This window comes from Comamonas fluminis, assembly GCF_019186805.1.
Classification (GTDB): domain Bacteria; phylum Pseudomonadota; class Gammaproteobacteria; order Burkholderiales; family Burkholderiaceae_C; genus Comamonas; species Comamonas fluminis.
The window spans coordinates 3,973,109-3,998,082 of record NZ_CP066783.1 but is presented as its reverse complement, the minus strand read 5'-3'; the positions used below and the strand labels follow the sequence as shown (position 1 = coordinate 3,998,082).

Annotated in this window: 22 protein-coding genes and 2 tRNA genes; 6 read left to right on the top strand and 18 right to left on the bottom strand. The window is 61.2% G+C overall.

What is annotated here, in order from left to right; translation table 11 throughout:
• Positions 1 to 10: 10 nt before the first annotated feature.
• From JDW18_RS18485 to JDW18_RS18450, 8 genes are all read right to left on the bottom strand, one after another.
• On the bottom strand, positions 11 to 727 hold the full coding sequence (locus JDW18_RS18485; protein ID WP_218241047.1) for a DUF1266 domain-containing protein: 717 nt from the start codon (positions 725 to 727) through the stop codon (positions 11 to 13).
• The gene (locus JDW18_RS18480; protein ID WP_218243978.1) at positions 724 to 1,923 is read right to left on the bottom strand and encodes a hypothetical protein; all 1,200 of its coding nucleotides are present in this window, start codon (positions 1,921 to 1,923) and stop codon (positions 724 to 726) included. The genes JDW18_RS18485 and JDW18_RS18480 overlap by 4 nt, the downstream gene beginning before the upstream one ends.
• Complete coding sequence (locus JDW18_RS18475; protein ID WP_218241046.1) at positions 1,905 to 4,217, bottom strand: hypothetical protein; 2,313 nt, start codon at positions 4,215 to 4,217, stop codon at positions 1,905 to 1,907. The genes JDW18_RS18480 and JDW18_RS18475 overlap by 19 nt, the downstream gene beginning before the upstream one ends.
• 172 nt (positions 4,218 to 4,389) lie before the next feature.
• Entirely contained in the window at positions 4,390 to 5,718 is a 1,329-nt protein-coding gene (gene miaB, locus JDW18_RS18470; protein ID WP_218241045.1) for a tRNA (N6-isopentenyl adenosine(37)-C2)-methylthiotransferase MiaB, read from the bottom strand.
• Positions 5,719 to 5,878: 160 nt separating this feature from the next.
• Positions 5,879 to 6,304: a hypothetical protein gene (locus tag JDW18_RS18465; RefSeq protein ID WP_218241044.1), complete on the bottom strand. Its 426-nt coding sequence runs from the start codon at positions 6,302 to 6,304 to the stop codon at positions 5,879 to 5,881.
• 90 nt (positions 6,305 to 6,394) lie between these two features.
• The gene (locus JDW18_RS18460) at positions 6,395 to 7,402 is read right to left on the bottom strand and encodes an ion transporter (protein WP_218241043.1); all 1,008 of its coding nucleotides are present in this window, start codon (positions 7,400 to 7,402) and stop codon (positions 6,395 to 6,397) included.
• A gap of 6 nt (positions 7,403 to 7,408) precedes the next feature.
• A complete protein-coding gene (gene fdhD, locus JDW18_RS18455) occupies positions 7,409 to 8,290 on the bottom strand; it encodes a formate dehydrogenase accessory sulfurtransferase FdhD (RefSeq protein WP_218241042.1) in 882 nt (293 codons plus the stop codon).
• 60 nt (positions 8,291 to 8,350) lie between these two features.
• Positions 8,351 to 8,827, bottom strand: a complete 477-nt coding sequence (locus JDW18_RS18450) for a helix-turn-helix domain-containing protein (RefSeq protein WP_218241041.1) — start codon at positions 8,825 to 8,827, stop codon at positions 8,351 to 8,353.
• A gap of 115 nt (positions 8,828 to 8,942) precedes the next feature.
• Here JDW18_RS18450 and JDW18_RS18445 point away from each other — a divergent pair, with 115 nt between their 5' ends.
• Positions 8,943 to 10,184 carry a cytochrome P450 gene (locus JDW18_RS18445; protein WP_218241040.1) on the top strand — a complete coding sequence of 414 codons (1,242 nt, stop codon included), beginning with the start codon at positions 8,943 to 8,945 and terminating at the stop codon, positions 10,182 to 10,184.
• Positions 10,185 to 10,206: 22 nt separating this feature from the next.
• Here the strand turns inward: JDW18_RS18445 and modC are convergent, their stop codons facing one another.
• The 3 genes from modC to modA all read right to left on the bottom strand — a co-directional run bounded on the left by modC (position 10,207) and on the right by modA (position 12,992).
• The gene (gene modC, locus JDW18_RS18440) at positions 10,207 to 11,292 is read right to left on the bottom strand and encodes a molybdenum ABC transporter ATP-binding protein (protein ID WP_218241039.1); all 1,086 of its coding nucleotides are present in this window, start codon (positions 11,290 to 11,292) and stop codon (positions 10,207 to 10,209) included.
• A gap of 109 nt (positions 11,293 to 11,401) precedes the next feature.
• Complete coding sequence (gene modB / locus JDW18_RS18435) at positions 11,402 to 12,070, bottom strand: molybdate ABC transporter permease subunit (RefSeq protein ID WP_218241038.1); 669 nt, start codon at positions 12,068 to 12,070, stop codon at positions 11,402 to 11,404.
• 115 nt (positions 12,071 to 12,185) lie between these two features.
• Positions 12,186 to 12,992 (bottom strand): molybdate ABC transporter substrate-binding protein, encoded by an 807-nt coding sequence (gene modA / locus JDW18_RS18430; protein WP_218241037.1) that lies wholly within the window; start codon positions 12,990 to 12,992, stop codon positions 12,186 to 12,188.
• A gap of 97 nt (positions 12,993 to 13,089) precedes the next feature.
• On the opposite strand from modA, the gene JDW18_RS18425 reads away from it, so the two are divergent.
• On the top strand, positions 13,090 to 13,962 hold the full coding sequence (locus tag JDW18_RS18425) for a TOBE domain-containing protein (protein WP_218241036.1): 873 nt from the start codon (positions 13,090 to 13,092) through the stop codon (positions 13,960 to 13,962).
• 79 nt (positions 13,963 to 14,041) lie between these two features.
• Here the strand turns inward: JDW18_RS18425 and JDW18_RS18420 are convergent, their stop codons facing one another.
• The 3 genes from JDW18_RS18420 to JDW18_RS18410 all read right to left on the bottom strand — a co-directional run bounded on the left by JDW18_RS18420 (position 14,042) and on the right by JDW18_RS18410 (position 15,860).
• A complete protein-coding gene (locus JDW18_RS18420) occupies positions 14,042 to 15,211 on the bottom strand; it encodes an MFS transporter (protein ID WP_246610576.1) in 1,170 nt (389 codons plus the stop codon).
• Between the two features lie 374 nt (positions 15,212 to 15,585).
• A tRNA-Met gene (locus tag JDW18_RS18415) sits at positions 15,586 to 15,662 on the bottom strand.
• A 121-nt stretch (positions 15,663 to 15,783) separates the two neighbouring features.
• Positions 15,784 to 15,860: transfer RNA gene (locus JDW18_RS18410), tRNA-Met, on the bottom strand.
• A gap of 212 nt (positions 15,861 to 16,072) precedes the next feature.
• Here JDW18_RS18410 and JDW18_RS18405 point away from each other — a divergent pair.
• On the top strand, positions 16,073 to 17,236 hold the full coding sequence (locus JDW18_RS18405; protein ID WP_218241035.1) for an ABC transporter substrate-binding protein: 1,164 nt from the start codon (positions 16,073 to 16,075) through the stop codon (positions 17,234 to 17,236).
• A 75-nt stretch (positions 17,237 to 17,311) separates the two neighbouring features.
• Here JDW18_RS18405 and JDW18_RS18400 read toward each other — a convergent pair whose 3' ends face one another.
• The 4 genes from JDW18_RS18400 to JDW18_RS18385 all read right to left on the bottom strand — a co-directional run bounded on the left by JDW18_RS18400 (position 17,312) and on the right by JDW18_RS18385 (position 22,060).
• Positions 17,312 to 18,091, bottom strand: a complete 780-nt coding sequence (locus tag JDW18_RS18400) for an enoyl-CoA hydratase (protein ID WP_218241034.1) — start codon at positions 18,089 to 18,091, stop codon at positions 17,312 to 17,314.
• A gap of 99 nt (positions 18,092 to 18,190) precedes the next feature.
• Entirely contained in the window at positions 18,191 to 20,008 is a 1,818-nt protein-coding gene (locus JDW18_RS18395; RefSeq protein WP_218241033.1) for a M61 family metallopeptidase, read from the bottom strand.
• A 93-nt stretch (positions 20,009 to 20,101) separates the two neighbouring features.
• Complete coding sequence (locus JDW18_RS18390) at positions 20,102 to 20,809, bottom strand: DsbC family protein (RefSeq protein WP_218241032.1); 708 nt, start codon at positions 20,807 to 20,809, stop codon at positions 20,102 to 20,104.
• 126 nt (positions 20,810 to 20,935) lie between these two features.
• On the bottom strand, positions 20,936 to 22,060 hold the full coding sequence (locus JDW18_RS18385; protein WP_218241031.1) for an FAD-dependent monooxygenase: 1,125 nt from the start codon (positions 22,058 to 22,060) through the stop codon (positions 20,936 to 20,938).
• Between the two features lie 178 nt (positions 22,061 to 22,238).
• Between JDW18_RS18385 and JDW18_RS18380 the strand changes: the two genes are divergently transcribed.
• The 3 genes from JDW18_RS18380 (at position 22,239) to ychF (ending at position 24,914) form a co-directional block, all read left to right on the top strand.
• Entirely contained in the window at positions 22,239 to 23,126 is an 888-nt protein-coding gene (locus JDW18_RS18380) for an MOSC domain-containing protein (protein WP_218241030.1), read from the top strand.
• A 223-nt stretch (positions 23,127 to 23,349) separates the two neighbouring features.
• Positions 23,350 to 23,568, top strand: coding sequence for a hypothetical protein (locus JDW18_RS18375; protein ID WP_246610067.1), 219 nt, complete (start codon positions 23,350 to 23,352; stop codon positions 23,566 to 23,568).
• 251 nt (positions 23,569 to 23,819) lie between these two features.
• Positions 23,820 to 24,914 (top strand): redox-regulated ATPase YchF, encoded by a 1,095-nt coding sequence (ychF, locus tag JDW18_RS18370; RefSeq protein ID WP_218241028.1) that lies wholly within the window; start codon positions 23,820 to 23,822, stop codon positions 24,912 to 24,914.
• The last annotated feature ends 60 nt before the right edge of the window (positions 24,915 to 24,974 follow it).

Sequence of the window (24,974 nt, the reverse complement as noted above, 5' to 3'; positions counted from 1 at the left end):
CCTGTTTTGTCTATGCAGCTTGAGCCATCGCAGCCTCTGGCGCTGCATCAACAGCAGGCTCCAGCACCAGATTCCAGTCCATCACATGCCAGGGGTGCTGCTCTTCGGTCACCCACTGGGCCACTTCTTCGGGCGTTACGACTTTGCCCAGCACGTCGCTGCGGCCAGTGCCCACCCATTGGGCACGGCCCTGGGCATAGGCCTGACCAAAGTCCAGCCAGCTGCCAAAGCATTGCTGGGCGCGCTGGGCGTTGAGCATCAGCACCTGCCACTGCGCATCTTCATCCACCCAGCCCAGCAGGTGGGCGCAGCGCACAAAAAAGGTGACGCGTGCACAGGCAAACGCCATGGCAGCGCGTGGCTCGTCGCTGCGTGACGGGCGTTGCAGATCCAGCATGAACCAGCGCTGGCGCAGGGCGTCAGGCAGTTGCAGGCGCACCTGCTCGTCGCTCAAGTCAGTGCGCAGGCCCAGGTGGTGCAGGATCATGGGGCGCAGCTGTTTGGCCAGGGCATCGTCCGCGCCATAGAGGTCGCTGGCAAAGCCGCCCTGCATGGCGTGGTAGGCCGTGGGGTGGGCCAGGGCCAGCGCCCAGTTGCGCTCGGGGCTGCCAGCGCTGTAGCTGATCATGTCGCCACGGGCCTTGGCTGCTTTGAGGCGCTTGAAGCCACCGCGCAGTACCCAGTAAATCAGTGCAATGACCAGCGCAAAAATCGTCCAGCCGCTCATATCCGGCCTCCGCTGCGGGCAGGGCGCTTGCGGGCCAGTTGCAGCGTGGTTTGCAGCGCGGCGGATTTGGGCATCTTCTCCAGCACCTCGTTATCCACAGAGTCCTTGCGCGCAGCCACCATCCACTGCATCAGCGGGGACTGCAGATCCAGCCTGCTCAGCAGCTCGGGGTGCTGTTGCATCAGCCACAGCTGTTCGGCGTCACTGGTCAGATCCTGCACGGCGCACCAGGGCGCCAGTTGCGGGTTGGCTTGCAGAAAATGGGCCGGGCGGCGCAGCACGCCCATGGCCAGGGCGTCGTCGGGCACCTCGTCATTGAGCGGCTGGTGGTTGAGCAGGGCCACCACATCGGGCACGTAGCGGGCGATGGGCGGGCGGTTTTGCTTGCCCTTGATCTGCTCGATTTGCAGCGTGCCGTCTTTTTGCACAAAGGCGTTGACGGTGATGCGCGGCTGGGCCGAGCCGGTGCGGTAGCTGAACAGCCGCATCTTGCCGGACAGCAGGCCCTCAGCGTAGTGCTCACCATAGCCGCCCTGGAATTGCTTGCGGTCGGCAAACTGGCCCACACAGTGGCCCATCATCTGGCTTTCATAAGCCATCTCTTTGCGCAGATTGGCACTCTTGCTATCAAATTCAAAGAAAATGCCTTGCTGGCCGGGCAGCAGGCCGCGCACGGCGTCCTTGGAGTGCTCAATCCAGCCGCTGTTTTGCTTTTGCTGGAAGGACAGATGCTCCAGCGTCCAGCGGGCCAGTGCCTGCGGCGCATTCACGCGCTGCAGCTTGCCTTCCAGCGATGTGCCTTTGCGGGTGGAGAGAAACTCCACCAGGCGGTTTTCCAGCGCCAGCACGGCGGGGGCGTCGGGAACAATCCAGTACAGATTGGGCAGGGGAAAGCCGCTGGCTTTCTTGCTCAGGCGCTCCAGTGCCCAGGCGGGGGCTGGTTTGCGGCCCAGCAGCTCCTGCAGTGCGTGCCCATCGGCAATCATCTGCACCACGGGCGCATCGGCCTGCAGATTGCCAATCACATGGCGGCAAAAGTGGTTGGCCAGCCAGGCCGCGACATCAGGGGCATCGCCGCGTGCGGCGCTGCGCGCGGCGATGGCCTCCTTGATGGCGGGGGCGTTGACCACGTCGCGGGCCTGATAGGCGCTGGCTGCGCCTGCGGATTTTGCCTCGCTCACCAGAATTTCCACCAGGGCTTGCGACCGCTGGACTGGCCACCGGCCTCGGCATCGCGCTCGCCAATCTTGCGCTCTGCGCGGGCAATGCCTTCGCGGCTCATGCGGCGCTCGTCCTCGTCGTCGTCCTTGTCAAGGAAGGTGCTGGCCTGCTTGTGCAGCGCCAGCGATTCTTCCAGGTGCTCGGGATAGGCTTCCAGCGCGCAGGCCAGGCGGCGCAGCGGGTAGCAGTCGCGCAGGGCGGTGACTTCGGCCTGATGGGCGCGCAGGCGGGGCAGCACCAGCTCGGGCCGGGTGCTGGACTGGAAATCCAGCATGCTCATCAGCGTAGCCAGATAGTCGCGGCGCTCGGATTGCTGCTCTTCCTCGTCCAGCTCTTCAAACCACTGGTCCAGACGTTCCAGCCAGATGCTGATTTCATCGTCGCGGTCCAGCTTGTACAGCGACATGGCAACGGTGGAGAAGTAGTTGGTCGGGTCATGGCGGCCATAGCCGTGGTCCTGCACAAAGTGCCACAAGCGCTCGGCTTCGGCCACGATCTCGGCGTCGTCGTCCTTGAGGATGGCGGACCACATCAGCCCATCCTGATGCTCGGCAAACGGGCTGCTTTCCAAACCCTTGCGGTGCAGGGCAGCAGCATCGTCATAGCGTTCGGCAAAGCGGTATTTGATGGCCAGGTTGTTGCACAGCATGGAGTACACATGCAGGTCGGCATCCTTGAACGCGCCCTGATTCGTGGCCCAGAAATGCTCAAAGCGTGCCAGACCCATCTCGTAGTAACGAACCACCAGCGGCTCGCGTACTTCTTCGGACGGTACATTCTTTTTACCACCCATCAGCGGGGCCAGGTCGTCCTCATCATCGAGCACCACACCAGCGGCATAGCACCAGTGGCCACCATGGGATTCAGGGAAGGGGCGGGCCAGCGCTTCTTCCAGGGGCAGCACGGCAAAGCGGGCGGCCCACAGGGCTGGCAGCTTGTCGGTGTCGGCAAACTCGGGGTGCAGACCGACCGATTGCTCCAGCAGCGGCAGGGCTTGCTCCATCTTGCGCTTTGAGGCCCATTTCATGCCTTCGATGACGGCCAGCACCGGGTGCTGCGGCTGTGCGGCACGCACCATATTCATATAGAACTCGGGCGGGTGGGCGGCCATGTCTTCTTGCGCCAGCAACTGGCGCATGTCTTCGTCGATGCCGCCCATGGCCAGAATCAAGGCCCAGGTGATGGAGCGTGTCGGGTCGGTATCAAAGCGCTGGCGCGCCAGATGGTAGGCGGTAACGGCTGAAACCGGGCGGGCGTGCAGCACGGACTCCATCGCCAGATTGGCAGCCTCGTCCATGTGGCCTGCCTGCACCAGCCATTCCAGGTGCAGAGCGGTAAAGGGGTCGCCAGCATCATCGGTCAGGCCGAAGTGCCCTTGCGGAGCCAGCTGCAGCGCGGCTTCCAGCTGGCCAGCTTGCGCGCAGGCCTGTGCCTGCAGGCGAACGATGCGCACCTTGCGGTGGGCTTTGATGGCTTGCGATGGGGCGGGCTGCTCTCGCTGGGCTAGTTGCTGCTCGCAGGCCATCAGCAGCGATGGCAGGCTTTGCGCGGCCAGTGGCAGCGACTGGTCTGCCAGCTGCATCCACTGGTCGAACTCCACATGCTGATCGGCAGGCGCATCGCGCAGCGTGTTGATGGCGGTCTGCACCAGGGGGCCGACTTCTGAGGGCTTGCCTGCGCGCTGCGCCAGCTCTGCCTTGCGAACGCAGGCCAGGGCATCACGAAACGCGGCGTCATCGGCCAGATCGGGGTCGCGGCGCTCGCGGGCGCGGCGCATGTCGATGGCGATGGCGTTCATCTCCCAGGCCTGCAGCTTGTAAGCCTGGTTCTGCCAGAAGTCCCAGTAGTTGCTCTCGTCCTGATCGGGCAGGGCCTCGATCTTCTGGAGCGTGGGCATGAGCAGCGCAATGGCTGCGGGCTTGTCAAATTCGGTGCGGCTTTGAATATCGCTCAGCGCCAGCCGGATATCGCCATGGGCGTGGCGGGAGGGATCGGTTTCGGCTGCCAGCACGCGTTCACGGTGCGTTTGCAGCAACTGGCTGGCGGTCTGGTTGCGGCCCAGATAGGCCAGAAAGTCGTGCAGGCGTTCCAGCTCATCCACGCTGGTGGGGGCATAGGTTTGCTGCTCCAGCAGCTCGGCGGCAGCGGCCATGCGCTCTTCGCGGCTGATGGCGACATCGCCCGGGCCGTTGTCGTCATAGACCAGTTCTTTCGCTTGATCGAGAAGCGCATACAGCGCATCGCCTTGAAGTGCAGCAGTTTGGTTCATGGTGTCCAGATATCAATCCGAGGCAGCGTGGCCCCCAACAGTCTTCCATCCTAGCGGTTGATTTGACGCCCACGTCAATCGTTCAGCGCTTGTCACCTCCTGTTACTGCCCGAGGGAAGGCACAAAAAAGCCAGCACAAGGCTGGCTTCTGGGCAGAGCTTGTGGCCGTGGGTCAGTCCTTGAGCAGCACTTCGCCGCGCAGGGTGTAGGCCTTGGCCTCGGTGATCTTCACGTCCACCAACTGGCCAATCAGGCGTTCGTTACCGGGGAAGTTGACCACGCGGTTGCAGAAGGTGCGGCCCATCAGCTCGCTGCCGTCGCGCTTGCTCACGCCTTCGACCAGCAGGCGCTGGACGGTGCCCACGCGCTCTTCGCTGATTTCCTTGATGTTCTGGTTGATGACGGCTTGCAGCTCCTGCAGGCGGCGCAGCTTGACTTCGTGCGGTGTGTCGTCAGGCAGATTGGCCGCAGGCGTGCCGGGGCGGGGGCTGAAGATAAAGCTGAAGCTGTTGTCAAAGCGCACATCGTGAATCAGCTTCATCATCTTCTGGAAGTCTTCCTCGGTCTCGCCGGGGAAGCCCACGATGAAGTCGCTGCTCATGGCCAGATCGGGGCGGATGGCGCGCAGCTTGCGGATCGTGCTCTTGTATTCCATAGCCGTGTAGCCGCGCTTCATGGCCATCAGAATCTTGTCGCTGCCGTGCTGCACAGGCAGGTGCAGGTGGCTGACCAGCTTGGGAATCTTGGCGTAGGCTTCGATCAGGCGCGGCGTGAACTCGTTGGGGTGGCTGGTGGTGTAGCGAATGCGCTCAATGCCGGGAATTTCGGCCACATATTCCAGCAGCAGCGCGAAGTCGGCCATCTCGGTGGTGTCGCCCATCTTGCCCAGATAGGCGTTGACGTTCTGGCCCAGCAGCGTGATTTCCTTGACGCCCTGGTCGGCGAGCCCTGCCACTTCCACCAGCACGTCTTCAAACGGACGGCTGACTTCTTCACCACGGGTATAGGGCACCACGCAGTAGCTGCAGTACTTGGAGCAGCCTTCCATGATCGAGACAAAGGCCGAGGCACCTTCCACACGGGCGGGGGGCAGGTGGTCGAACTTCTCGATTTCAGGGAAGGAGATATCCACCTGCGGCTTGGCCTTGGCGGCGCGGGCGTTCAGCAGCTCGGGCAGGCGGTGCAGAGTCTGGGGGCCGAAGACCACGTCCACAAACGGTGCGCGCTTGATGATTTCAGCGCCTTCCTGGCTGGCCACGCAGCCGCCCACGCCAATCAGCACGCCTTTTTCCTTGAGGTGGCGGATGCGGCCCAGATCGCTGAACACTTTTTCCTGTGCCTTTTCGCGCACCGAGCAGGTGTTGAACAGAATCAGGTCGGCTTCTTCCACATCCTGCGTGGGCTCGTAGCCCTGGGCTGCGCCCAGCACGTCGGCCATCTTGTCCGAGTCGTACTCGTTCATCTGGCAGCCAAAGGTTTTGATAAAGACTTTTTTGCTCATGGGGCGCTCTTATATGGGGTGTATGGCTTGCAGCAAGCCAAGCACAAAGTCATAGCGGCTAGCGCTGGTCAGACTTTGGTTTGAAATAGAAAAATCATTGAAGTGCTTGCACTGCAAGCGCAAGCAGCTTTGAAATCAATAGCAGGTGCTATGCGCCGAATCAGCTGCCAAAGACGCGCTGCAGCAGGCTGCGCGGCTGAATGGGCTTGTATTTTTCGATTTCGGCGGGCGTCAGAATCCAGGCCGTGTGCAGGCCTTCGGTCTGTGGCTCAATCACATAGCCCACCAGCATCTTCTGGCCTGCGTAATTGCTGGCAAAGACGAGGGTGCGCTCCTGGCTGAACAGGCGAAAGCCCGGTGTGGTGCGAATGGCCGTGCCGTTGATGGCAACTTCGGGGAAGTTGGTAATCGTCAGTTCGCCAAACTGCGCCGTGGGCGGAAAGTTGCGCGTGTCGTTGGACGGCAGGCCCTGGGCCAGTGTCACCTGCGTCAGCAGGCAGCCGGTGGCCGCCGCAGCCAGCAGGGCAGAGCTGAAAAGGCGGCGGCTGGGAGAGGGGCGCAGAGAAGAAATGGTGCAGCGATTCATGGTGTATATCCAGGGGCTGGAGCCGGGATTCTACGAAGTTCTGCCGCTGCGACCTCTCTAGTCGGCCATTCGAGGGTGACTGGGCCGCGCTCAGTCCGGCCGGTCTTGTGGCAGTCGGTTGCCGCAATGTGGGCAAAAGCAATACTGGTAGTGCTTGTCGGCCAGCGCTTTTTCCTGCTGCTCGCGAATCAGCTTGAGCACGATGTCATGCGTCTGCTCGGGTGTCAGCCCCACTTGCAGGCGAATTTCTTCAATCTTGGCCTGATCCTTGAGCAGATCGATCTGCTGGCTTTGCAGCAGCTCCTGAAACTTCAGTGCAATTTCCTGCTTGCGCGCTTCCAGCTCATTGGCAATGCCGGTGGCCAGAATACCGGCTGGCAGCGCTGCTAGGCCCAGGCCCAGAATGGTGATGACCGCGCCCAGCGCCCGGCCCAGCGGCGTGATCGGCGTGACATCGCCATAGCCCACGGTGGTCAATGTCACCACAGCCCACCACATGGAGGCGGGAATGGAGCTGTAAACGTCGGGCTGGGCCTGGTTCTCCACCACATAGACGCCAGCGGCGGCCATGACGATCAAGATGCTCAGAATGAAGATTACGGCCTGAAACGAGCCTTTTTCTCTTTCAATCACGCGCAGCAGCATTTGCAGCGAGGTGAAATACCGCGTGAGCTTGAGCAGGCGCAGCAGCCGCAGAATGCGCAGGAATCTCAGGTCGATGTGGACAAAGAAGTTGATGTAAGCGGGCAATATGGCCAGCAGATCAATGATGGCGCCGCCGCTGGTAACCCACTGCCAGCGTGTCTTCCAGGCTGCTTGCTGCGGCTTTTCTTCAACCACGCACCAGAAGCGCAGTATGTATTCCGCCGAAAAAATGACGATGGAGATATTTTCAAAAATATCAAAAAACCGCTGATTGGCTTTGTAGATATCGTTGACGGACTCCAGCAAAACCGCCACCACATTGCCAATGATCAAGGCAATCAGCAGATAGTTGAAGGTCTTGCTGAGGCGGGTTTCATTCTTCTCGTCGTGAAGATAGTCGTAGAAGAATTTACGCAGCGCCAGCCATGGGTTCCCATGCAGGTGGAGGTTCATAGGAATTCAGGCGTTTGTCGATGGGGTGGATGAGCCTGCAACATAAAGCACTGCCTTGGGCGGGCGGCACAGGCCCCAGAAGCGCAGACCTGTCAGCTCTGCCATGCGCACGCCCATGGCCGTGGGGGCCGAGATGGTGGCCAGCGCCGCAATGCCCACCTTGGCGCATTTGCGCACCAGCTCATGGCTGCCGCGGCTGGAGAGCACCACAAAGCCAGGCTCGCCCAGCCTGCCGGTGCGCGCCAGTCGGCCTATCAGCTTGTCCAGCGCGTTGTGGCGGCCCACGTCTTCCAGTACATCGGTAATTTCACCGTCCAGCGTGGCCCAGCCTGCGGCGTGAATGGCTCCGGCCTCGGCATTCAGAATCTGGTGGGGCGGCAAGGCATCAATGGCTTTGCAGACGGTGGCGGAATCAATGCGCTCAAGCCAGTCATGCGCCGGCAGGGCGTCAAAAGACAAATCCAGTGCGGCAAAACTTTCCACGCCGCAAACACCGCAGCCGGTGCGCCCCGTCATGCGGCGGCGCTTGTCTTTCAGCCGTGCAAAGCAGCGCGAGGCAATGTCCAGCTGCACCTCCATGCCGTCCATGCCTTCGGGCAAGCCAGCGGCTGCGGCAGCAACCGGGCGGGCTTCGATGCCATAGCAATCGGCAGAGCTGTCGATGATGCCTTCGGTCAGCGCAAAGCCCAGTGCAAAGTCCTGCACGTCGCCGGGCGAGCCCATCATCACCGCGTGCGATATGCCGTTGAAGACCAGTGCAATCGGCACCTCGGCGGCCAGCACGCGCTGCTGCACCTCGGTCTGCCCGGCGTTGTGAAACTGTACGGCATGACTTTGCAGCGCCGCCAGAGGTTCGAGCGAGGGTAGAGGGCAGGCAGATTCAGTCATGGGCTGATGATAGTCAGCACCGCATGGACTTGCAGCGCCCTTTGTTATGCGGTTCTGCCCTCAGGTTTCCGCAGGCTTCAGCAGATTTTGTATGCGCTGGGCCGCTTCCAGCAGGGCGGGAACCATGGAGTGGGTGACGGCTTCTGTCTGCTCCGGCACGGACGGGTGAACAAACAACTGGCCGTTGTCGGCGCGGTAAACCATGCCGCGCTCAATCAGCGTCAGCACCTTGCGGCGCACAGTCTCGCGCGGAATGCCGGTGGCTTCGGCAATCGACAGCGCATTGCACGGGCGCAGCACTTCGGGATGGCGCTGCAGGTCTTCCAGCACCTGCGGGTCGTTGTCCTCCTGCGCCAGCCAGCGCCCCGCGTTGTGCACCGCAATTTCCCCCAGAACAATGCACAGCAGAATGTCGCCGCCAAAAGCCTGGTACACGCCGCGCAGCAGCGGCAATGTGAAGCCCGACATGGTGATGGAGATGCGATGCTTCTGCGCCTGAAACTGCGGGCTTTGCGTCAGTGGATGGCTGTCTTGCATCTACCCATTATGGGTAGGCTGGCTGTCCCATCGGAGGCTTTGACGGCTAGAGTTTTCCCAGGCTTTGCAGTGGGAGTGCGCTGCAGAGTTTCGTCATAAAAAAGGAGACCTCAGCATGCTTGCCCCTGTGAACGATATTGTCAGCCCCGGTGTTTATGCCAACCCCGAACTGCTGCATGCCCGCTATGCACGCTACCGCCGTGAAGAACCTGTGGCCTGGATTGATCAGGAGCCATACCGCCCCTTCTGGGCCGTGACTCGCCACGCCGACATTATGGAAGTGGAGCGCCAGCACCAGATCTTTATCAACGAGCCGCGTGTGACCCTGGTGCCGCGAGAGGTGGAGGATCAGACCACGGCGGCCCTGGGCAAGCGCACGGCCATGGTGCGCAGCCTGCTGGATATGGATGAACCTGATCACCGCAAATACCGCGCCGTGGCGCAAAGCTGGTTTATGGGGCCGGGCGTGGCGCGCTTTCAGTCGCGCGTCGATACCGTGTGCAGCAACTGGATTGACCGCATGCAGGAGCAAGGCGGCCAGTGCGACTTTGCGGCCGACATTGCCAACTTTGTGCCGCTGTCTGTGATCATGACAATTCTGGGCCTGCCCGAATCGGATATGCAGTTTGTGCTGCGCAGCACCCAGCAGCTGTTTGGTGCCAGCGACCCTGATATGCAGGACGACAGCGGCGACTATGGTCGCACCGTGTTCATGCAGCTGATGGGCTATCTGGGTGAGCTGGTGGAGCGGCGCAGGCGCGAGCCCACTGACGATCTGGCCAGCGTGATTGCCAACGGCGTCATCGACGGCGCGCCCATGGCCATGCTGGAGACCTTGTCCTATCTGCTGGTTACCAGCACCGCAGGGCATGAGACCACAGCCTCGGCTCTGGCTGGTGGCCTGCTGGCCATGCTGCAAAACCCCGATCAGCTGCAACTGCTGCGCGATCGCCCCGAGCTGTGGAATGAAGGCGCAGCCGACGAGGTGGTACGCTGGGTTACGCCCATACGCCACATGATGCGCACCGCCACGCAGGACTATGTGCTGCGTGGCAAGCAGATCAAGGCGGGCGACAGTTTGGCGATGCTGTACCTGTCTGCCAACCGCGATGAAGAGGCGTTTGTCGATCCCTTCCGCTTCGATGTGCAGCGCACGAATTCACGCCATCTGGCCTTTGGTTTTGGCGTGCACTTCTGCTTGGGTCGGTTGCTGGCGCTCAACGAGATCAAGTCCTTCTTCAAGCAGCTGCTGCAGCGCGTGGAGCATATCGAACTGGCGGGCGAAGCCGTGCAGGCGCAAAGCAATTTCGTGGGTACGCTCAAGAGCCTGCCTGTGTGCTATAGATTCAAGAGCTGATAGCGCTTTTCAGATAAGCGCTTCAGTCCAAAAGTGCCATACCCTTGATCTGCGCAAACAGCTGCATGCCAGCCTGCAGCCCGAGGGCGGTGGCCGAGTGCCGGGTGATGCGCGCCAGCAGCCGGGTCTGGCCGGCTTGCAGCGACACCATGACCTGACCCGGTCCGTCTTCGCGCAGGCCCAGCAGTTGCACGGGAAGGATGTTGAGAATGCTGCTGGCTTCGGGGCGCGTCAGGCTCAGGCTCACATCGCGGGCCTGCACGCGCAGCTGAACCTGGCTGCCGATTTCGCGTGGGCGTGCCATGACCAGTTGCAGCTGGCCGCCGTCAAAGTGCAGCGTGCTCAGGTGGTTGGCTGCATCGTGGTCTTGCACGGTGGCATGAACCACGCTGGATGCCAGATCGCCTTGCGCCAGTGGCAGATCAAGGCTGGACAGCAGCTCGGCAACTGCACCCGCAGCAAGCACCCGGCCTGCATTCAGCAGCACCATGTGCTGTGCCAGTCTGGCCACTTCGTCCATGGAGTGGCTGACGTAGATCACCGGTATCTGCAGGTGGCGCTGCAATTGCTCCAGATAGGGCAGAACTTCGGCTTTGCGCTGGGCATCCAGCGCGGCCAGAGGCTCGTCCATCAGCAGCACTTCGGGGCTGGTGGCCAGCGCCCGGGCAATGGCTACGCGCTGGCGTTCGCCGCCAGAGAGTGTGGCGGGCATGCGCTCCATCAGATGGCCTATGCCCAGCAGTTCTACGGCCTGTTTTTTGGAGACTTTGCGCCGCTCGACGGGGGTGCGCTTCAAGCCATAGTCGATATTTTTCTGTACCGACAGGTGGGTGAACAGGCTGGCTTCCTGAAACACATAGCCGAGCGCACGTTGATGTGTGGGCAGCCATTGCTTGAGGGCGTCGTCTTGCCAGATTTGCTGATTGACGGTGACGCGGCCCTGCGCACGCTCAAGGCCTGCCAGGCTGCGCAGACAGGTGGTCTTGCCGCAGCCGGACGGGCCGAACAGTGCGGTGACGCCGTGGCCAGGCAACTGCAGATTCACATCGAGAGAGAAGTCAGCGCGCTGCAGTTGCAGGCGGGCTTGTATGAAATTTGAACTGCTCATAACAGCCAGGTGTTTTTGCCGCCGGGCCGCCCCAAGGCAAAAATCGGCGTAGCCGGTCGGGGCCCCCTTGGGGGGCAGCGGTTACACGTCAGTGAAGCAAGCGTGGGGGTCATTTTTTTGGCTGGAGCCAGTTGAGTGCCAGCAAAACAAGGAAGGAAAACGCCACCATGCCAGCGGCCAGCAGGTGGGCATGGCCGTACTCCATGGCTTCCACATGGTCGTAGATCTGTACCGAGACCACGCGCGTCTCGCCCGAGATATTGCCGCCCAGCATCAGCACCACGCCAAATTCGCCCACGGTGTGGGCAAAGGTCAGCACGGCAGCGGTGATAAAGCCGGGGCGGGCCAGCGGCAGGGCTACGGTGAGAAAGCGGTCGATGGGGCTGGCGCCCAGGCTGGCAGCGGCTTCCATGGGGCGCGGCCCCAGCGCTTCAAAAGCGCGCTGCAGCGGCTGCACGGTAAAGGGCATGGAATAGATCAGCGAGCCGACGACCAGGCCGGCAAAGGTAAATGGCAAACGGCCCAGGCCCAGCCATTCGGTGAACTGGCCCACCGGCCCATTGGGGCCCATGACGATGAGCAAATAAAAGCCGATGACGGTGGGCGGCAGCACCAGTGGCAAGGTCACGACGGCGGCAATCGGCCCGGCCCAGCGCGAGCGCGTATGTGCCAGCCACCAGGCCAGCGGTGTGCACAGCAGCATCAGCAGTACCGTGGTCACCCCCGCAAGCTTGAGAGTGAGCCAGATGGCCGCGTAGTCTTCGGCGTTCAGTTGCATAAGGTCAAAAAAGGCCCTTGTTGTCCCAGCTTAGCCGAGAGGCACCAAGGGCAGAGCGGAGGGTGGCGTCAGAGGCTTATAGGCAAAACGGCCTCAAGCCATTGTCAATAAAGCGTTAGAAGCTATAACCGTAGGAGCGGATGATCTCGTGCGCCTTGGGGCTGCGCAGATACTTCATTAGCGCAGCGGCGGCTTCGTTGTCCTTGGCGCTGTTCAGCACAATGGCGTCTTGGCGGATGGGTTCATGCAGATTGCCGGGCACTTGCCAGGCCGAGCCTTCGCGAATCTTGCCGTTTTCCATGACTTGCGACAGCGCCACAAAACCCAGTTGTGCATTGCCACTGGCGGCGAACTGGTAGGTCTGGGCAATGTTCTCGCCCATCACGATCTTGGGCTGCACCTGGGCTGTCAGGCCCTGCTTTGTCAAAACTTCCATGGCGGCTGTGCCATAGGGCGCCAGCTTGGGGTTGGCAATGGCGATGTGCTTGTAGTCGCCGGTCTTGAGCACTTCGCCCTTGTCATCGACATAACCGGCCTTGGGGCTCCACAGCACCAGTGTGCCAATGGCATAGGTAAAGCGGGAATCGGCGACGCCCTTGCCTTCCTTGGCGATTTTTTCGGGCGTGGTGTCATCGGCGGCCAGCAAGATGCCGAACGGTGCGCCGTTATTGATCTGCGCATAGAACTTGCCAGTGGCGCCAAAGGACAGCTCAGCCTTGTGACCGGTGTCCTTTTCAAATTCAGCCGCAATCTTCTTCATGGGCGCGGTGAAGTTGGCCGCCACAGCCACCGAGACTTCAGCCGCCTGGGCCTGCGCAGACCACAGGCTCAGCATGGCAGTGCCTGTCACCGTGGCGATCATGGCCGCAGAGCGAACCCGCTGAAAGGAAAAACGTGTGGAACGGGCAGTCATCTGTGTCATTGCAAGATCGCTATTCATTAAAGGAATAGCGAAGTGTAGCCTTTTTGAAAAACTGAGGGGCGCTAGGAAAATCCAAGGCAGGGCATGATGGCGGCTTATGTCAGATACCAATAATTTCGAACAAGAACAATTTGAAATGTCCGAAGAAGAGGGCGTGCAGACTGCGGCGCTGTCTTCGGACTCCGTTTCTCAGGCGCTGGGCTACGACATGGCCGACCGTCGCATCGCCATCCTGCGTGGCATTTCGCAAAGTGGCTCCATCTCTCAGGCGGCCCGTGATGTGGGGGTGAGCTACAAGGCGGCCTGGCAGGCCATCGATACCCTGACCAATCTGGCGGGTGTGCCCCTGGTGGAGCGCAGCGTTGGCGGTGCGGGTGGCGGCGGCGCGCAGATTACGCCAGCGGGTGAAGAATTGCTGTATGCCGCAGAGGCCATGGTGAAGCTGCGCACCGAGTTGCTGGAGCGCATGAAAGCTGGCACCCCGGGAGGCACGCACCCGAATCTAGGCCTGATGACCAGCATGCGCAACCAGTGGCCCTGCACGGTGCTCAAGGTTGAATCCATGGGCAGCCAGATTCGCGTCTGGCTGCGTGCGGCCAGCGATGCAGGCTCTGACTGGATCATTGCTGCACGCATCACCCCCGAGAGCTATGAACTGCTGGGCCTGGCGCCCGGCGTGCAGGTGCTGGCGCTGTGCAAGGCCACGGCTGTCAAAGTCTGGCTGGGGCAGGAACGCCCGGCCGCCTCGGCCCAGCCCATCAACCTGTGGCCTGCCGCAGTGCAGCGCGCTACCTATGGCGCAGCCACGGTTTCAGAAGACGTCACCGCCAGCGATGAAGCCATCTGCCGCCTGAACTGGGGCGCGCAGATCGTAGGCTTTGCCCCGGCCATGAGCGGCCTGGCTGCGGATGACCAGGTCTGGCTGGAGGTGGCGGAATCTGCCGTGGTGGTGGCGGTGGCTTCGCAGTAAAGACCTCTTACTCAATACATAAAAAAGCGCCAGGCTTTTTAGGCTCTGGCGCTTTTTCTATATGCGGTAGCTGCTATCTTTATTGAAGTTCTTTGCCCTTGAGTTCGGGAATCAGAAAGGCCGTGGCCAGCATGTCCAGCACATAGATGGCGGCCAGCAGGGCGATGGCGACCTGGAAGGAATAGGCCATGGCCAGCGCGCCGATGACGACTGGGCCAAAACCGCCGACAGCGCGGCCGATGTTGAACAGCACGTTCTGCGCAGTGGCGCGGGCTTCGGTGGGATAGGCTTCGCTGATGACAGCGCCATAGCCGCCCATCATGCCGTTCACGCACAAGCCCATGATGGCGCCCACCCACAGCATGGCCGTGGCATCGGTGAGCTGGGAATAGGCCAGCACGGAGATGACGGAACCGACCTGGAAGATCAGGAAGGTGGGCTTGCGGCCAATGCGGTCAGCCAGCTGGCCGAACACCCAGATGCCAATCGACATGCCAACAATGGTGACGGCTGTCCACATGGAGGACTTGGTCAGGCTGAAGCCCATCTGCTTGGACAGAAAGCTGGGCATCCAGATCATGATGCCGTAGTAGCCAAAGTTCTGTACCGAGGTCAGAACGATCACGCCCAGGCTGATCTTGGCTGTGGTCTTGTCCTTCATCAGCTGCTTGAGGCAGTGCATGGCAGAGGGGCGCTGCTGCTTGCTTTTGGCCACAAACACCTCAGGCTCGTGCAACTGGTGGCGGATGACCCAGGCTACGACAGCGGGAATCACGCCCACGAGGAACATGCCGCGCCAGCCAATCAGTGGCAGCAGCAGCGGGGTCAGCAGCGCTGCACCCAGAACGCCCAGCTGCCAGCCCAGCGCCACATAGGAGGAGACGCGGGCGCGGTGGCGGGCAGGCCAGGCCTCGGCGGCCAGGGCCATGCCAATGCCGAACTCGCCGCCCAGGCCAATGCCTGCAATGGTGCGGTAGGCCAGCAGGTCCCAGTAGCCCTGGGCAAAGGCGCACAGGCCGGTGAAGACGGCAAACAGCACGATGGTCCAGGTCAGCACACGAATGCGGCCAAAGCGGTCGCTGAGCATGCCGAAGACGATGCCGCCAAAGACGGCGCCGATCAGGGTCCAGGTCACCAGCGAGCCAGCCTGGCCGGGCGTCAGGTTCAGGTCTTTGGAGATGGCGGAGAGCATGAAGCCCAGAATCAGCAGGTCAAAGCCGTCCATGGCGTAGCCGACGGCCGAGCCCATGAGTGCTTTCCAGCTGTATCCGTTGACTTCTGTTGGAGCGGCGGGCGTGGCTGTGCCTGCCACGGCGCCTGTGGTTTGTGTGGTCACGGGAGAGTCCTTGAGCGAAAACGAACTTTTAGTACCCGAGGGGCTGTTCTTGCAGAAAACAGCAAGCCCTCGCTGGGCGAAAGACCAGCGCGCGGGCACGCAGCGTGCGTGCAGCATCCTTGAGGTGCAACGGGCACGGAAAAGTCCTTGAGGGGAGTGTGGGTCGGCTGGAGCATTGCGATTGCGGACTGCATGGCTTTCTGCAGGGCAGAAAGGGCAGCGCAAAACAATGTCGCCTCTGTAAAAAGCGAAAAGCCCCAGCTGCGTGAGCAACTAGGGCTTGTATTTGGTGGTCGTAGCGGGACTCGAACCTGCGACATCAGCATTATGAATGCTGCGCTCTAACCAACTGAGCTATACGACCGACAGACCGCAATTCTATGGCCAAAAAAGTGGCCTTCGGGCGAACTGGGGAAAATTTTGTGCAGAAAGCACTGGGGAAAGAAAAAACCGCAGTGCTTTTGCAAACACTGCGGTTTTATGTCTGGTGGTCGAGGCGGGACTTGAACCTGCGACATCAGCATTATGAATGCTGCGCTCTAACCAACTGAGCTACACGACCAGAGATAGCGATTATATACAGAAAAAACCTGCCGCTAAAAAACAGATGAGAATTTTTGTGTAGGCGCAGCAGCGAATTTTTGTCTGCCTGTTGCGCTTGATCAGCAGCCGGTCAAGGTTTGATAGGAGTCGAATGTCGTATAGGTGACGGTACTGTTGACACAAACCAAGCGTCTAACAATAGTTTGCGATTCCGAAATCTTGAAGCGAGTCGTGAGCGTGTCAGAGAGTCAGCTATCCAATACATCCCTTTCCTCGTCCCGCCGCCGCACCCTGCTGGCAGCAGCCGGAGCTTCTTTGCTAGGTACTCCGTGGGTGGCCAAAGCCCAGTCCTCTACCTTGCGCATCGCCGCCACGATTGCCGATACGGGTGTTGAGCGCTTCAATGGCCAGGGCCTGCTGAATGGCGCCAAGGCGTATTTCGACGCCGTCAATCGCGCCGGTGGCATTCAGGGGCGGCAGATTGAGCTGATCAAGGCCGACGATGAATTCAACGCGGGCAAGGCCAAGGACAACGCCCTGCGTTTTGCGGCTGACCCGAGTGTGCTGGCACTGATCCATCCGCAAGGCACACGCCAGACGGCGGAGATCATGAAGGCGGTACGCGATCTGCCCATCATCGGCCCCAACACGGGCGCGACGGCGCTGCACAAGAGCGGGGCCAAGAACGTATTCTGGGTGCGCACCAATTACGATCAGGAGGTGGAGCGTCTGGTCAAGCTGGCGGACAACCTGGGCCTCAAACGCTTTGGTCTGGTCTACCCCAACGATCCCTTTGGTCAGTCTGTGCTGGAGTCGTTTCAGGCTTCGCTGGCGCGGCGCAAGATCGAGGCCGTGGGCATTGCCAGCACGCCGGGTACGGCAAGTCTTGAAGTGGATGCCGCCGCGCAGCAACTGGCGAAATTGCCGGTTCAGGTGCTGGTGATGAGCCTGGCGGGCACTACGCCTGCTTTTTATCAGTCCTATCGCGCGGCGGGTGGTGCCTCGCTGTGCTATGGCCTGTCCGTCAGCGGCACGGCGGCCAATCTGGCCAAGTTGTCCAAGGGCAATGACAGGCCTTTCTTTTCGGTGATCGTGCCTTCGCCCAATGCGCAGAAGTTCGAGATCGTGCGCCAGTACCGTCGCGATATGAAGGCGGCCGGATTCGAGAGTGAATCTCTGGTCAGTCTGGAGGGCTATGTGGATGCCTATGTGCTGGCCGAAGGCCTGCGCCGCGCTGGCCCCAAGGCGGATCGTGAAAGCCTGATCGCGGGGCTGGAAAGCCTGTCCAACTTTGATATTGGCGGCGTGCGTCTGAACTTTGGCAAGAATGTGCGCGAAGGCAATAGCTATACCGATACGGTGACGATTGATGGCAGCGGCCGTTTGATCAGCTAATTGAAGCGCCTCGAAACAAAAAAGCGCCACAGTCATGTGGCGCTTTTTTCATGGCACGTCATAGCGCCGATGGATTTACTGGTGTGTGAAGTTGGCAGGGCGCTTGTTCACAAAGGCATCCATGCCTTCCTTCTGGTCCTGCGTGGCAAACAGCGCGTGGAACAGGCGGCGCTCGAACATCACGCCGTCAGACAGGCCGCTTTCAAATGCGCGGTTGACCGATTCCTTGGCGGCCATGACAGCCAGCTGAGAGAAGCCGCTGATGATGATGGCAGCGCCCAGCACTTCGTCCATCAGCTTGTCAAAAGGCACAACGCGGCTGACCAGGCCAGCGCGCTCGGCCTCGGTGGCGTCCATCATGCGGGCGGTCAGGGCCATGTCCATGGCCTTGCTCTTGCCCACAGCGCGGGGCAGGCGTTGCGTGCCGCCAGCACCGGGAATCACGCCCAGCTTGATTTCGGGCTGGCCGAACTTGGCGTTGTCAGCGGCGATGATGAAGTCGCACATCATCGCCAGCTCGCAGCCGCCGCCCAGCGCAAAGCCGCTGACGGCGGCAATCACGGGCTTGCGGATGGTGCGAATGGCTTCCCAGTTGCGGGTGATGTAGTCGCCGCCGTAGGCATCGGCAAAGTTGTACTTGGCCATGGCACCGATATCGGCACCGGCGGCAAAAGCACGCTCGCTGCCGGTGATGATCATGCAGCCAATGCTTTTGTCAGCATCGAACTTCTTGAGCGCGTCGCCCAGCTCGTCCATGAGCTGGTCGTTCAGTGCGTTGAGCTGCTTGGGGCGGTTCAGCGTGATGACGCCGACTTTTTCCGCTTCCACGCGGACTTCGATGGTTTCGTAGGCCAAGTTTGTCTCCTGCTAATAGATGGGGTCGTTGCTGCTGCCAAGAATAACCGCTGACGCTGGCAGCAGGCTGTCGCGCAGCAGCAGCGTTTGAAGGGCTGATTACGCCGCTGCGCCTGTCAGCCAGCGCTCTGCCGTGGCTTTGTCGCTGATTTCCAGCCCCAGATTACTGATGGCGGTGGCGCTATCTGCATCCTCGCTGGCGGGTTTGGCGGTGGCGGGGCTCAGGTGCAGCGTCAGCTCCAGAATCTGGCGATCACGCGCCACCCAGGCGGTGACTGGATTGGAGCTGCCCGCGTACAAAGTCACATCGTCCAGTTTGCTGATGCGCCAGCGTTGGCCGTCCACGGCAATGGCCAGCCACTCGTCGCCTGCCATCATTCCGGCCTGCTCAGCAGGGCCGCCGCGCAGCACAGTCTTGATTTGCACGCTATGGTTTTCCTGAACGCGCAGCCCCAGTTTCTGCGCCAGCTGGGCGGGTTCGACCTTGGCGTTGATGCCATGCTGGGCCAGCAGCTCGCGCAGGGGCAGGTCATCTGTGGAGTGCACCCAGCTGTGCAGTTGCGCGGCAATGGCCGGGCTGCCCAGGCGGGTCACAACACCCAGCACATCGGCTTCGCTGATGGGGCCGCCCTGGGTTTGCTGCCACAGGCTGCGCATGACGTCGTCAAGGCTGTGCGAATCGTGGGCGCGCAGGGCCAGGTCCAGACACAGGGCCACCAGCGAGCCCTTGGTGTAGTAGCTGACCGTGTGGTTGGCCGTGTTCTCGTCCTGGCGGTAGTACTTGACCCAGGCGTCAAAGCTGGCCTCGGCCACGGACTGCACCTGGCGGCCCGGCGTCTGCAGCACCTGGTTGATGGTGCGGGTGATGAGCTTGAGGTACTGGGCATTGTCCAGCAGGCCAGCGCGGCGCAGAAACAGGTCGTCGTAGTAGCTGGTAAAGCCCTCGAAGAACCACAGCAGCTCGGTGTAGTTCTCCTGCTCGTAGTCGTAGCGTGCAAATTCAGCAGGGCGCAGGCGCTTGACGTTCCAGGTGTGAAAGTATTCGTGGCTGATGAGGCCCAGCAGGGTGTTGTAGCCCTCGCTTGCCTTGGCTTCACCCTTGCGGGGCAGGTCGCGCCTGCCGCAGATCAGCGCCGTGCTGTTGCGGTGCTCCAGCCCGCCATAGCTGTCGTCCACGACATTGAGCATGAAGACATAGCGCTGCATGGGCGGCTGGCTGCCATCGGCGTGCCAGAAGGCGATTTCGGTTTCGCAGATTTTCTGGGTGTCGGCCAGCAGGCGCTCGCCGTCAAAACTGGGGGCGGCACCGGCCACCACAAACTCATGCGGCACGCCGCCTGCGGTAAAGCTGCCGCGCCAGAACTGGCCCATCTCCACGGGGCAGTCCACCAGCTCGTCGTAATGGGCGGCGGTGTAGAGGCCAAAGCCGTTGGCATCCACCTTCGCAGCAGTCAGGCCGGTGGCGATTTGCCAGCTTTCAGTGGCGGGGCTGGTCAGCAGCTCCAGCGCATGGGCTTGATCTTCCTGACCATGCACGCGCAGGCACAGGCTGGTGCCGTTGAAAAAGCCACGGCGGCTATCGAGCCAGGCGGTGCGCACCGATGTGTCGTAGGCGCAAATTTGATAGCTGATGACGCATGTATCTCCTTGGCTGCAGCCGATTTTCCATTGATTTTTGCTCAATTGATGAGCTTCAATCGGCTGGCCGTTTTGTGTGGCGCTCAGCCCTTGCAGGTTTTTGGAAAACTCGCGCACCAGATAGCTGCCGGGAATCCACACGGGCAGAGAAAGCAACTGGTTGGCCGCTGGCTTGGCGATATGCAGGGTGACATCAAAAAGATGAGCGTCTACCGCGCTGGCCTGCACGGCGTAGCGGATGCCGGGGCGAATGCCGGAAGGATTGAGAACAGCAGTCATGACAGCTCCAGAAATGCGGCCGGAGCATGCGAGGCTGTCGCAGCGCGCTGGATGTGGCATCTGCAGCGCACTGCCCCGGCGATGTGAGTGAGATTACTTGGCGGCGGCCAGGTGCTTTTCCACTTCGGCGGCCGAGATGGCGCCGGGAACGCGCACATTGTTGGCAAACACGATGGTGGGGGTGCCGGTGATCTTGTACTTGCGGCCAAAGGCCAGATTGCGCTGGATGGCGGCAGGATCGCACTGGGCGGCAGCGGCGTTCTTGCTGCTGAGCATTTGCTCATGCCAGGCCTTGGCGGGGTCCTTGGCGCACCAGATGTTGCGCGACTTCTCGGCCGAATCGGGGCTCAGGATGGGGTAGAGGAAGAGGTAGATGGTGACGTTATCCACGCTCTGCAGGTCTTTTTCAAAGCGCTTGCAGTAGCCGCAGTTCGGGTCTTCAAACACGGCCATCTTGCGCTCGCCCTTGCCGTGCACGATGGTGATGGCGTCCTTGAGCGGCAGCTGCTTGAAGTCCACCGCCGTCAGCTGGGTCATGCGGTCTTCAGTCAGATTGCGCTTGGCCTTGGTGTCGATCAGCTCACCCTGAATCAGATAGTTGCCCTTGGCATCTGTGTAGAAGATGTCCGTGCCCGTGCGCACTTCGTACAGGCCCGCCATGGGCGTGGCACGCACTTCGTCGATTTTTTCGAGCTGGGGAATGCGCTCGGTCAGCGTCTTCTTGAGATTGGCATCCTGAGCGTGAACGCTCATTCCGAAGGTCAGGCTGGCAGCAGCCAGCGCGCAGGCAACAAGTTTCATGGCTTAAATCTTGGGCTGCAGCAGGCTGCAGCGTGGAGTAGACGTTGACTGCCAGTCACTGTGCAGTGATGGCAGGGCTGATGCTTGGAGTGTGCAGGGCGGCAAGGGTTCCCGGTGCTGCGCTTTTCAGAGCAGGCCCATGGCTTGCCTGGCCATCCAGGACTTGATCGGGCCGCTGCGCTCAAAGCCTTTCATGCCCCAGTTGCGCAGCATCTGCACAGGCACTTCGGGGCGGGCAAACAGCTGCTGCAGGCCATCCATGGCCAGACCCATGGGGGCGAGAGACGCCTTGCGCTCGCGCTCATATTGGCGCAGCAGCTTCAGGTCGGCGGGGCTGCGCCAGTAGTCGCGCTCTTGCAGAATGCGCGCCAGCGCCTGCACATCGCCCAGGCCCAGGTTCAGGCCCTGGCCTGCCAGTGGGTGCACATTGTGGGCGGCGTCGCCTGCCAGCACCCAGCTTTGGGTGGAATTCTGGGTCAGCGGGCCGCACCAGCGGTCAGCTACGGCCTGCTGCAGCGGCCAGGTGGCGCGCTCGGCCGTCAGCTCCAGCTGGCCCAGCGCGTTCTGGCTGATGGCTTGCAGGCGCGTGGTAAAGCTTTCTTCATCGCTGTCCAGCCATTCGGGCACCAGAGATTTTTCCAGCGACCAGACCACGGCGACCTCATGGCCCTCGGTGCCGCCCATGGGCAGGAAGGCGAGGATGCCTTCGGGCGTGAACCACTGGCGGGCAATGCCGCCATGAGAGATCTCACAGCGCAGGCGCGTGGCAATGGCATGCTGGAAATAGGGGGTGACGGAGAAATCCACGCCAAATTCGGTGCGCGTGCTGCTGGCGCGGCCTTCACAGACGGCGGTGAGGGCGGCTTCCACCGGCTCTTTGACAATTTCCACCTGGGGCTGATAGCGCACGGCCTCGGACAGACGCTGCTCCAGCGCGGGCACATCGACAATCCAGGCCAGAGCCTCCACATCCTGCGATGCGGCATCAAACTGCACCTGTCCATCCAGATCGCCAAACACTTGCATGCCCAGCACGGGCGTGGCGTCTTCATCATCAGGCCAGCAGCGCAGCGACTGCAGTACGGCTCTGGAACTGGCGTTGAGCGCATAGGCGCGCACATCCTTGTGCTGGGATCTGGGTTGCGCAGGGGCGACCAGCGCCACGCGCAGACGCTCACGCGCCAGCAAAAGAGCCAAGGTCCGGCCCACAATGCCGGCTCCGCGAATACATACATCAAAGGTTTGCGCCATGTCCGGCATTGTAGGAGGCGCAGGCAGCCTCAGTGATCATGGTGGAAACCGCAGGCTGCAGTCAGCCGCACGAACCTGTCTGCAGTGCGGGCTGCATCATTCATAGCGCCTGGCGCAAGCCCCCTTTGGGCTTGAAGGCAAAATGACCCTGAATTTAACGATGCTGCAAGGAGCACCCATGGATGAGCTTGACTATGACGTCGCGGGCCAGATCGATCAGTTGTGGATTTTTCCGATCAAGTCCTGTGCGGGCATTTCCGTGCCGCAGGCCCGTTTGATGCGCCATGGCCTGCAGTGGGACAGGCACTGGATGGTGGTTGATGCCGATGGCGAATTCCTCACCCAGCGCAGCCACCCGCGCATGGTGCTGATTCGCCCGGAAATCACGGAGGAGCACCTGGTTCTGCATGCGCCCGGTCACAGTGCTTTGCAGATTCCGCTGCTGGCACAGGGGCAGGCCTGCAAAGCGACGGTCTGGAGCGATACGGTGCAGGCCAGGGACCTGGGCGAGTGGGCGCTGCCTGCCCAGCAGTGGCTCAGCAAAGTACTGGAGGCCGATTGCCGACTGGTGCGCTTTGACCCGGCCCAGCCACGCCAGGCCAGCGACCGCTGGGTGAAAAAGGGCGATGCGCCCGTGCATTTTGCGGATGGCTACCCGCTGCTGATCCTCAGTCAGGCGGCGGTGGATGATCTGAACCAGCGCCTTGCTCGCAATGGCGCGGCTGCCGTGGATGCGCGCCGCTTTCGTCCGAATATCGTGATTTCTGGCCTGGAAGCCCATGATGAGGACAGAGTGGAGCAACTGGACCTGCTGGGCCAGTCCGGCTTGAGCCTGCGCCCTTGCAAGCCATGCACCCGCTGCCCCATCCCTGATATTGACCCCGACACCGCAATACCTGGCGATGCGGTTGGAAATGAAATTTTTCAATACCGCCAAGACCCCAGAATGGATGGAGCAATCACTTTCGGCATGAACGCCGTCGTTCAAGGATTGCCACAGGAGGCGGGCGCCAGCGTTCTGCTGACCGTCGGTCAGCGGCTGGGCGGACAACTTTGCTTTGAATGAAGTAGTTGTAAGCATTTGTCTGTCACACGATGGCGGCACCATCAGGCGTTCGGCGCCAGGGATTCACGGTTCAATCCAGTGAACGATGGCGGACAGGCACAAGGAGGGACATCATGACTGCTTTGAAATCAGGAGACTTTGTTGTTTTGACAGGCAACAGCGCATTCGCAGGAAAGATCGCCCGCGTGCTGTGCCGCGCCCCTGACGCAGACTTTGCCTTGCCTTGCCTGACGGGCGTCCACATATCGGCTGCAGCGTGGGGGAGTGGGTGCTGGAGTTCCCGCAGAAAGTGGCAGCACTGCATCGCGGCAGCGACAAGCCCTGCATGACCAAATACCTGTGCAGCCCTGAATGCCAGTTGCAGCCGCTGGGGAAGGCAACCGGGCTGTACTCGCTCTTCAGCCCCGTGCTTCCATCGCTGCAGAGTGCGCTGCTAGCCTGAAGCAGGTCCTTCGGCGGCCCACATCAAAGCCTGCGCAATGCAGGCTTTTTGCTGCGGTATAGGTGCATCCACCGCACGCTCGTCAGCAATAAACGCCGGTTCATTACAATCAAGGGTTTTCGTGACCTTTATTCGCCATGGCTGGGTGGAAGGTCACGCTCAAGAACAACCAGATTCGCCTCAATGCGGGTCGGGCACTTCGACCACGAGGGTGTGGTGCTCGATAGTGCATTGATACCAAAGGAAATTCCATGAGCCTCAAATGCGGCATCGTTGGCCTGCCCAACGTGGGCAAGTCCACTCTTTTCAACGCGCTGACCAAGGCGGGCATTGCTGCTGAAAATTACCCCTTCTGCACCATTGAACCCAATACCGGTGTGGTGGAAGTGCCTGATCCCCGTCTGGATCAGCTGTCCGAGATCGTCAAGCCCGAGCGCATTGTTCCCGCCATCGTGGAATTTGTGGACATCGCCGGTCTGGTGGCTGGCGCTTCCAAGGGCGAAGGTCTGGGCAACCAGTTCCTGGCCCACATCCGCGAAACCGACGCTATCGTCAACGTGGTGCGCTGCTTTGAAGACCCCAACGTGATCCACGTGGCCAACAAGGTGGACCCGATTGCCGACATCGAAGTCATTCAGACCGAGCTGTGCCTGGCCGATATGGCCACGGTGGAAAAGGCTATCAACCGCTATAGCAAGGCCGCCAAGTCGGGTAACGACAAGGAAGCCGCCAAGCTGGTTTCCCTGCTGACCCCCATTCTGGAAGCGCTCAACGCTGGCAAGCCTGCCCGCGTGGTGCCGGTGTCCAAGGAAGACGCGCCCCTGCTCAAGCCTTTCTGCCTGATCACCGCCAAGCCTGCCATGTTTGTGGGCAACGTCAGCGAAGACGGCTTTGAAAACAACCCCCTGCTGGACCAGCTCAAGGCCTATGCCGAAGCCCAGGGCGCCCCTGTGGTGGCCATCTGCGCCAAGATCGAAGCCGAAATGTCCGAAATGGACGATGCTGACCGCGACATGTTCCTGGAAGAGCTGGGTCTGGAAGAGCCGGGCCTGAACCGCCTGATTCGCGCTGGCTTCAAGCTGCTGGGTCTGCAAACCTATTTCACCGCTGGTGAAAAGGAAGTGCGCGCCTGGACCGTGCGCGTGGGCGCCACCGCACCTCAGGCTGCTGGCGTGATTCACGGCGACTTCGAGCGCGGCTTCATCCGTGCCCAGACCATCGCGTTTGAAGACTACATCCAGTACAAGGGCGAGCAGGGCGCCAAGGATGCCGGCAAGATGCGCGCTGAAGGCAAGGAATACATCGTCAAGGATGGCGATGTGCTGAACTTCCTGTTCAACGTCTAATTGCTATTGATTTTGATGTGTTGGCGCCCGGCAGTCGTGCGCCAGGGCTCAAAAACAATC

Excerpts from the sequence above, each read along its gene's own strand:
- miaB (WP_218241045.1), bottom strand. The coding sequence starts at position 5,718 with ATGAGCAAAAAAGTCTTTATCAAAACCTTTGGCTGCCAGATGAACGAG.
- JDW18_RS18465 (WP_218241044.1), bottom strand. The coding sequence starts at position 6,304 with ATGAATCGCTGCACCATTTCTTCTCTGCGCCCCTCTCCCAGCCGCCGC.
- fdhD (WP_218241042.1), bottom strand. The coding sequence starts at position 8,290 with ATGACTGAATCTGCCTGCCCTCTACCCTCGCTCGAACCTCTGGCGGCG.
- JDW18_RS18380 (WP_218241030.1), top strand. The coding sequence starts at position 22,239 with ATGGATGAGCTTGACTATGACGTCGCGGGCCAGATCGATCAGTTGTGG.
- modA (WP_218241037.1), bottom strand. The coding sequence starts at position 12,992 with ATGACACAGATGACTGCCCGTTCCACACGTTTTTCCTTTCAGCGGGTT.
- JDW18_RS18425 (WP_218241036.1), top strand. The coding sequence starts at position 13,090 with ATGTCAGATACCAATAATTTCGAACAAGAACAATTTGAAATGTCCGAA.
- ychF (WP_218241028.1), top strand. The coding sequence starts at position 23,820 with ATGAGCCTCAAATGCGGCATCGTTGGCCTGCCCAACGTGGGCAAGTCC.
- modC (WP_218241039.1), bottom strand. The coding sequence starts at position 11,292 with ATGAGCAGTTCAAATTTCATACAAGCCCGCCTGCAACTGCAGCGCGCT.
- JDW18_RS18450 (WP_218241041.1), bottom strand. The coding sequence starts at position 8,827 with ATGCAAGACAGCCATCCACTGACGCAAAGCCCGCAGTTTCAGGCGCAG.
- JDW18_RS18420 (WP_246610576.1), bottom strand. The coding sequence starts at position 15,211 with ATGGGCTCGGCCGTCGGCTACGCCATGGACGGCTTTGACCTGCTGATT.
- JDW18_RS18485 (WP_218241047.1), bottom strand. The coding sequence starts at position 727 with ATGAGCGGCTGGACGATTTTTGCGCTGGTCATTGCACTGATTTACTGG.
- modB (WP_218241038.1), bottom strand. The coding sequence starts at position 12,070 with ATGCAACTGAACGCCGAAGACTACGCGGCCATCTGGCTCACTCTCAAG.
- JDW18_RS18460 (WP_218241043.1), bottom strand. The coding sequence starts at position 7,402 with ATGAACCTCCACCTGCATGGGAACCCATGGCTGGCGCTGCGTAAATTC.
- JDW18_RS18395 (WP_218241033.1), bottom strand. The coding sequence starts at position 20,008 with ATGACTGCTGTTCTCAATCCTTCCGGCATTCGCCCCGGCATCCGCTAC.
- JDW18_RS18390 (WP_218241032.1), bottom strand. The coding sequence starts at position 20,809 with ATGAAACTTGTTGCCTGCGCGCTGGCTGCTGCCAGCCTGACCTTCGGA.
- JDW18_RS18475 (WP_218241046.1), bottom strand. The coding sequence starts at position 4,217 with ATGAACCAAACTGCTGCACTTCAAGGCGATGCGCTGTATGCGCTTCTC.
- JDW18_RS18445 (WP_218241040.1), top strand. The coding sequence starts at position 8,943 with ATGCTTGCCCCTGTGAACGATATTGTCAGCCCCGGTGTTTATGCCAAC.
- JDW18_RS18385 (WP_218241031.1), bottom strand. The coding sequence starts at position 22,060 with ATGGCGCAAACCTTTGATGTATGTATTCGCGGAGCCGGCATTGTGGGC.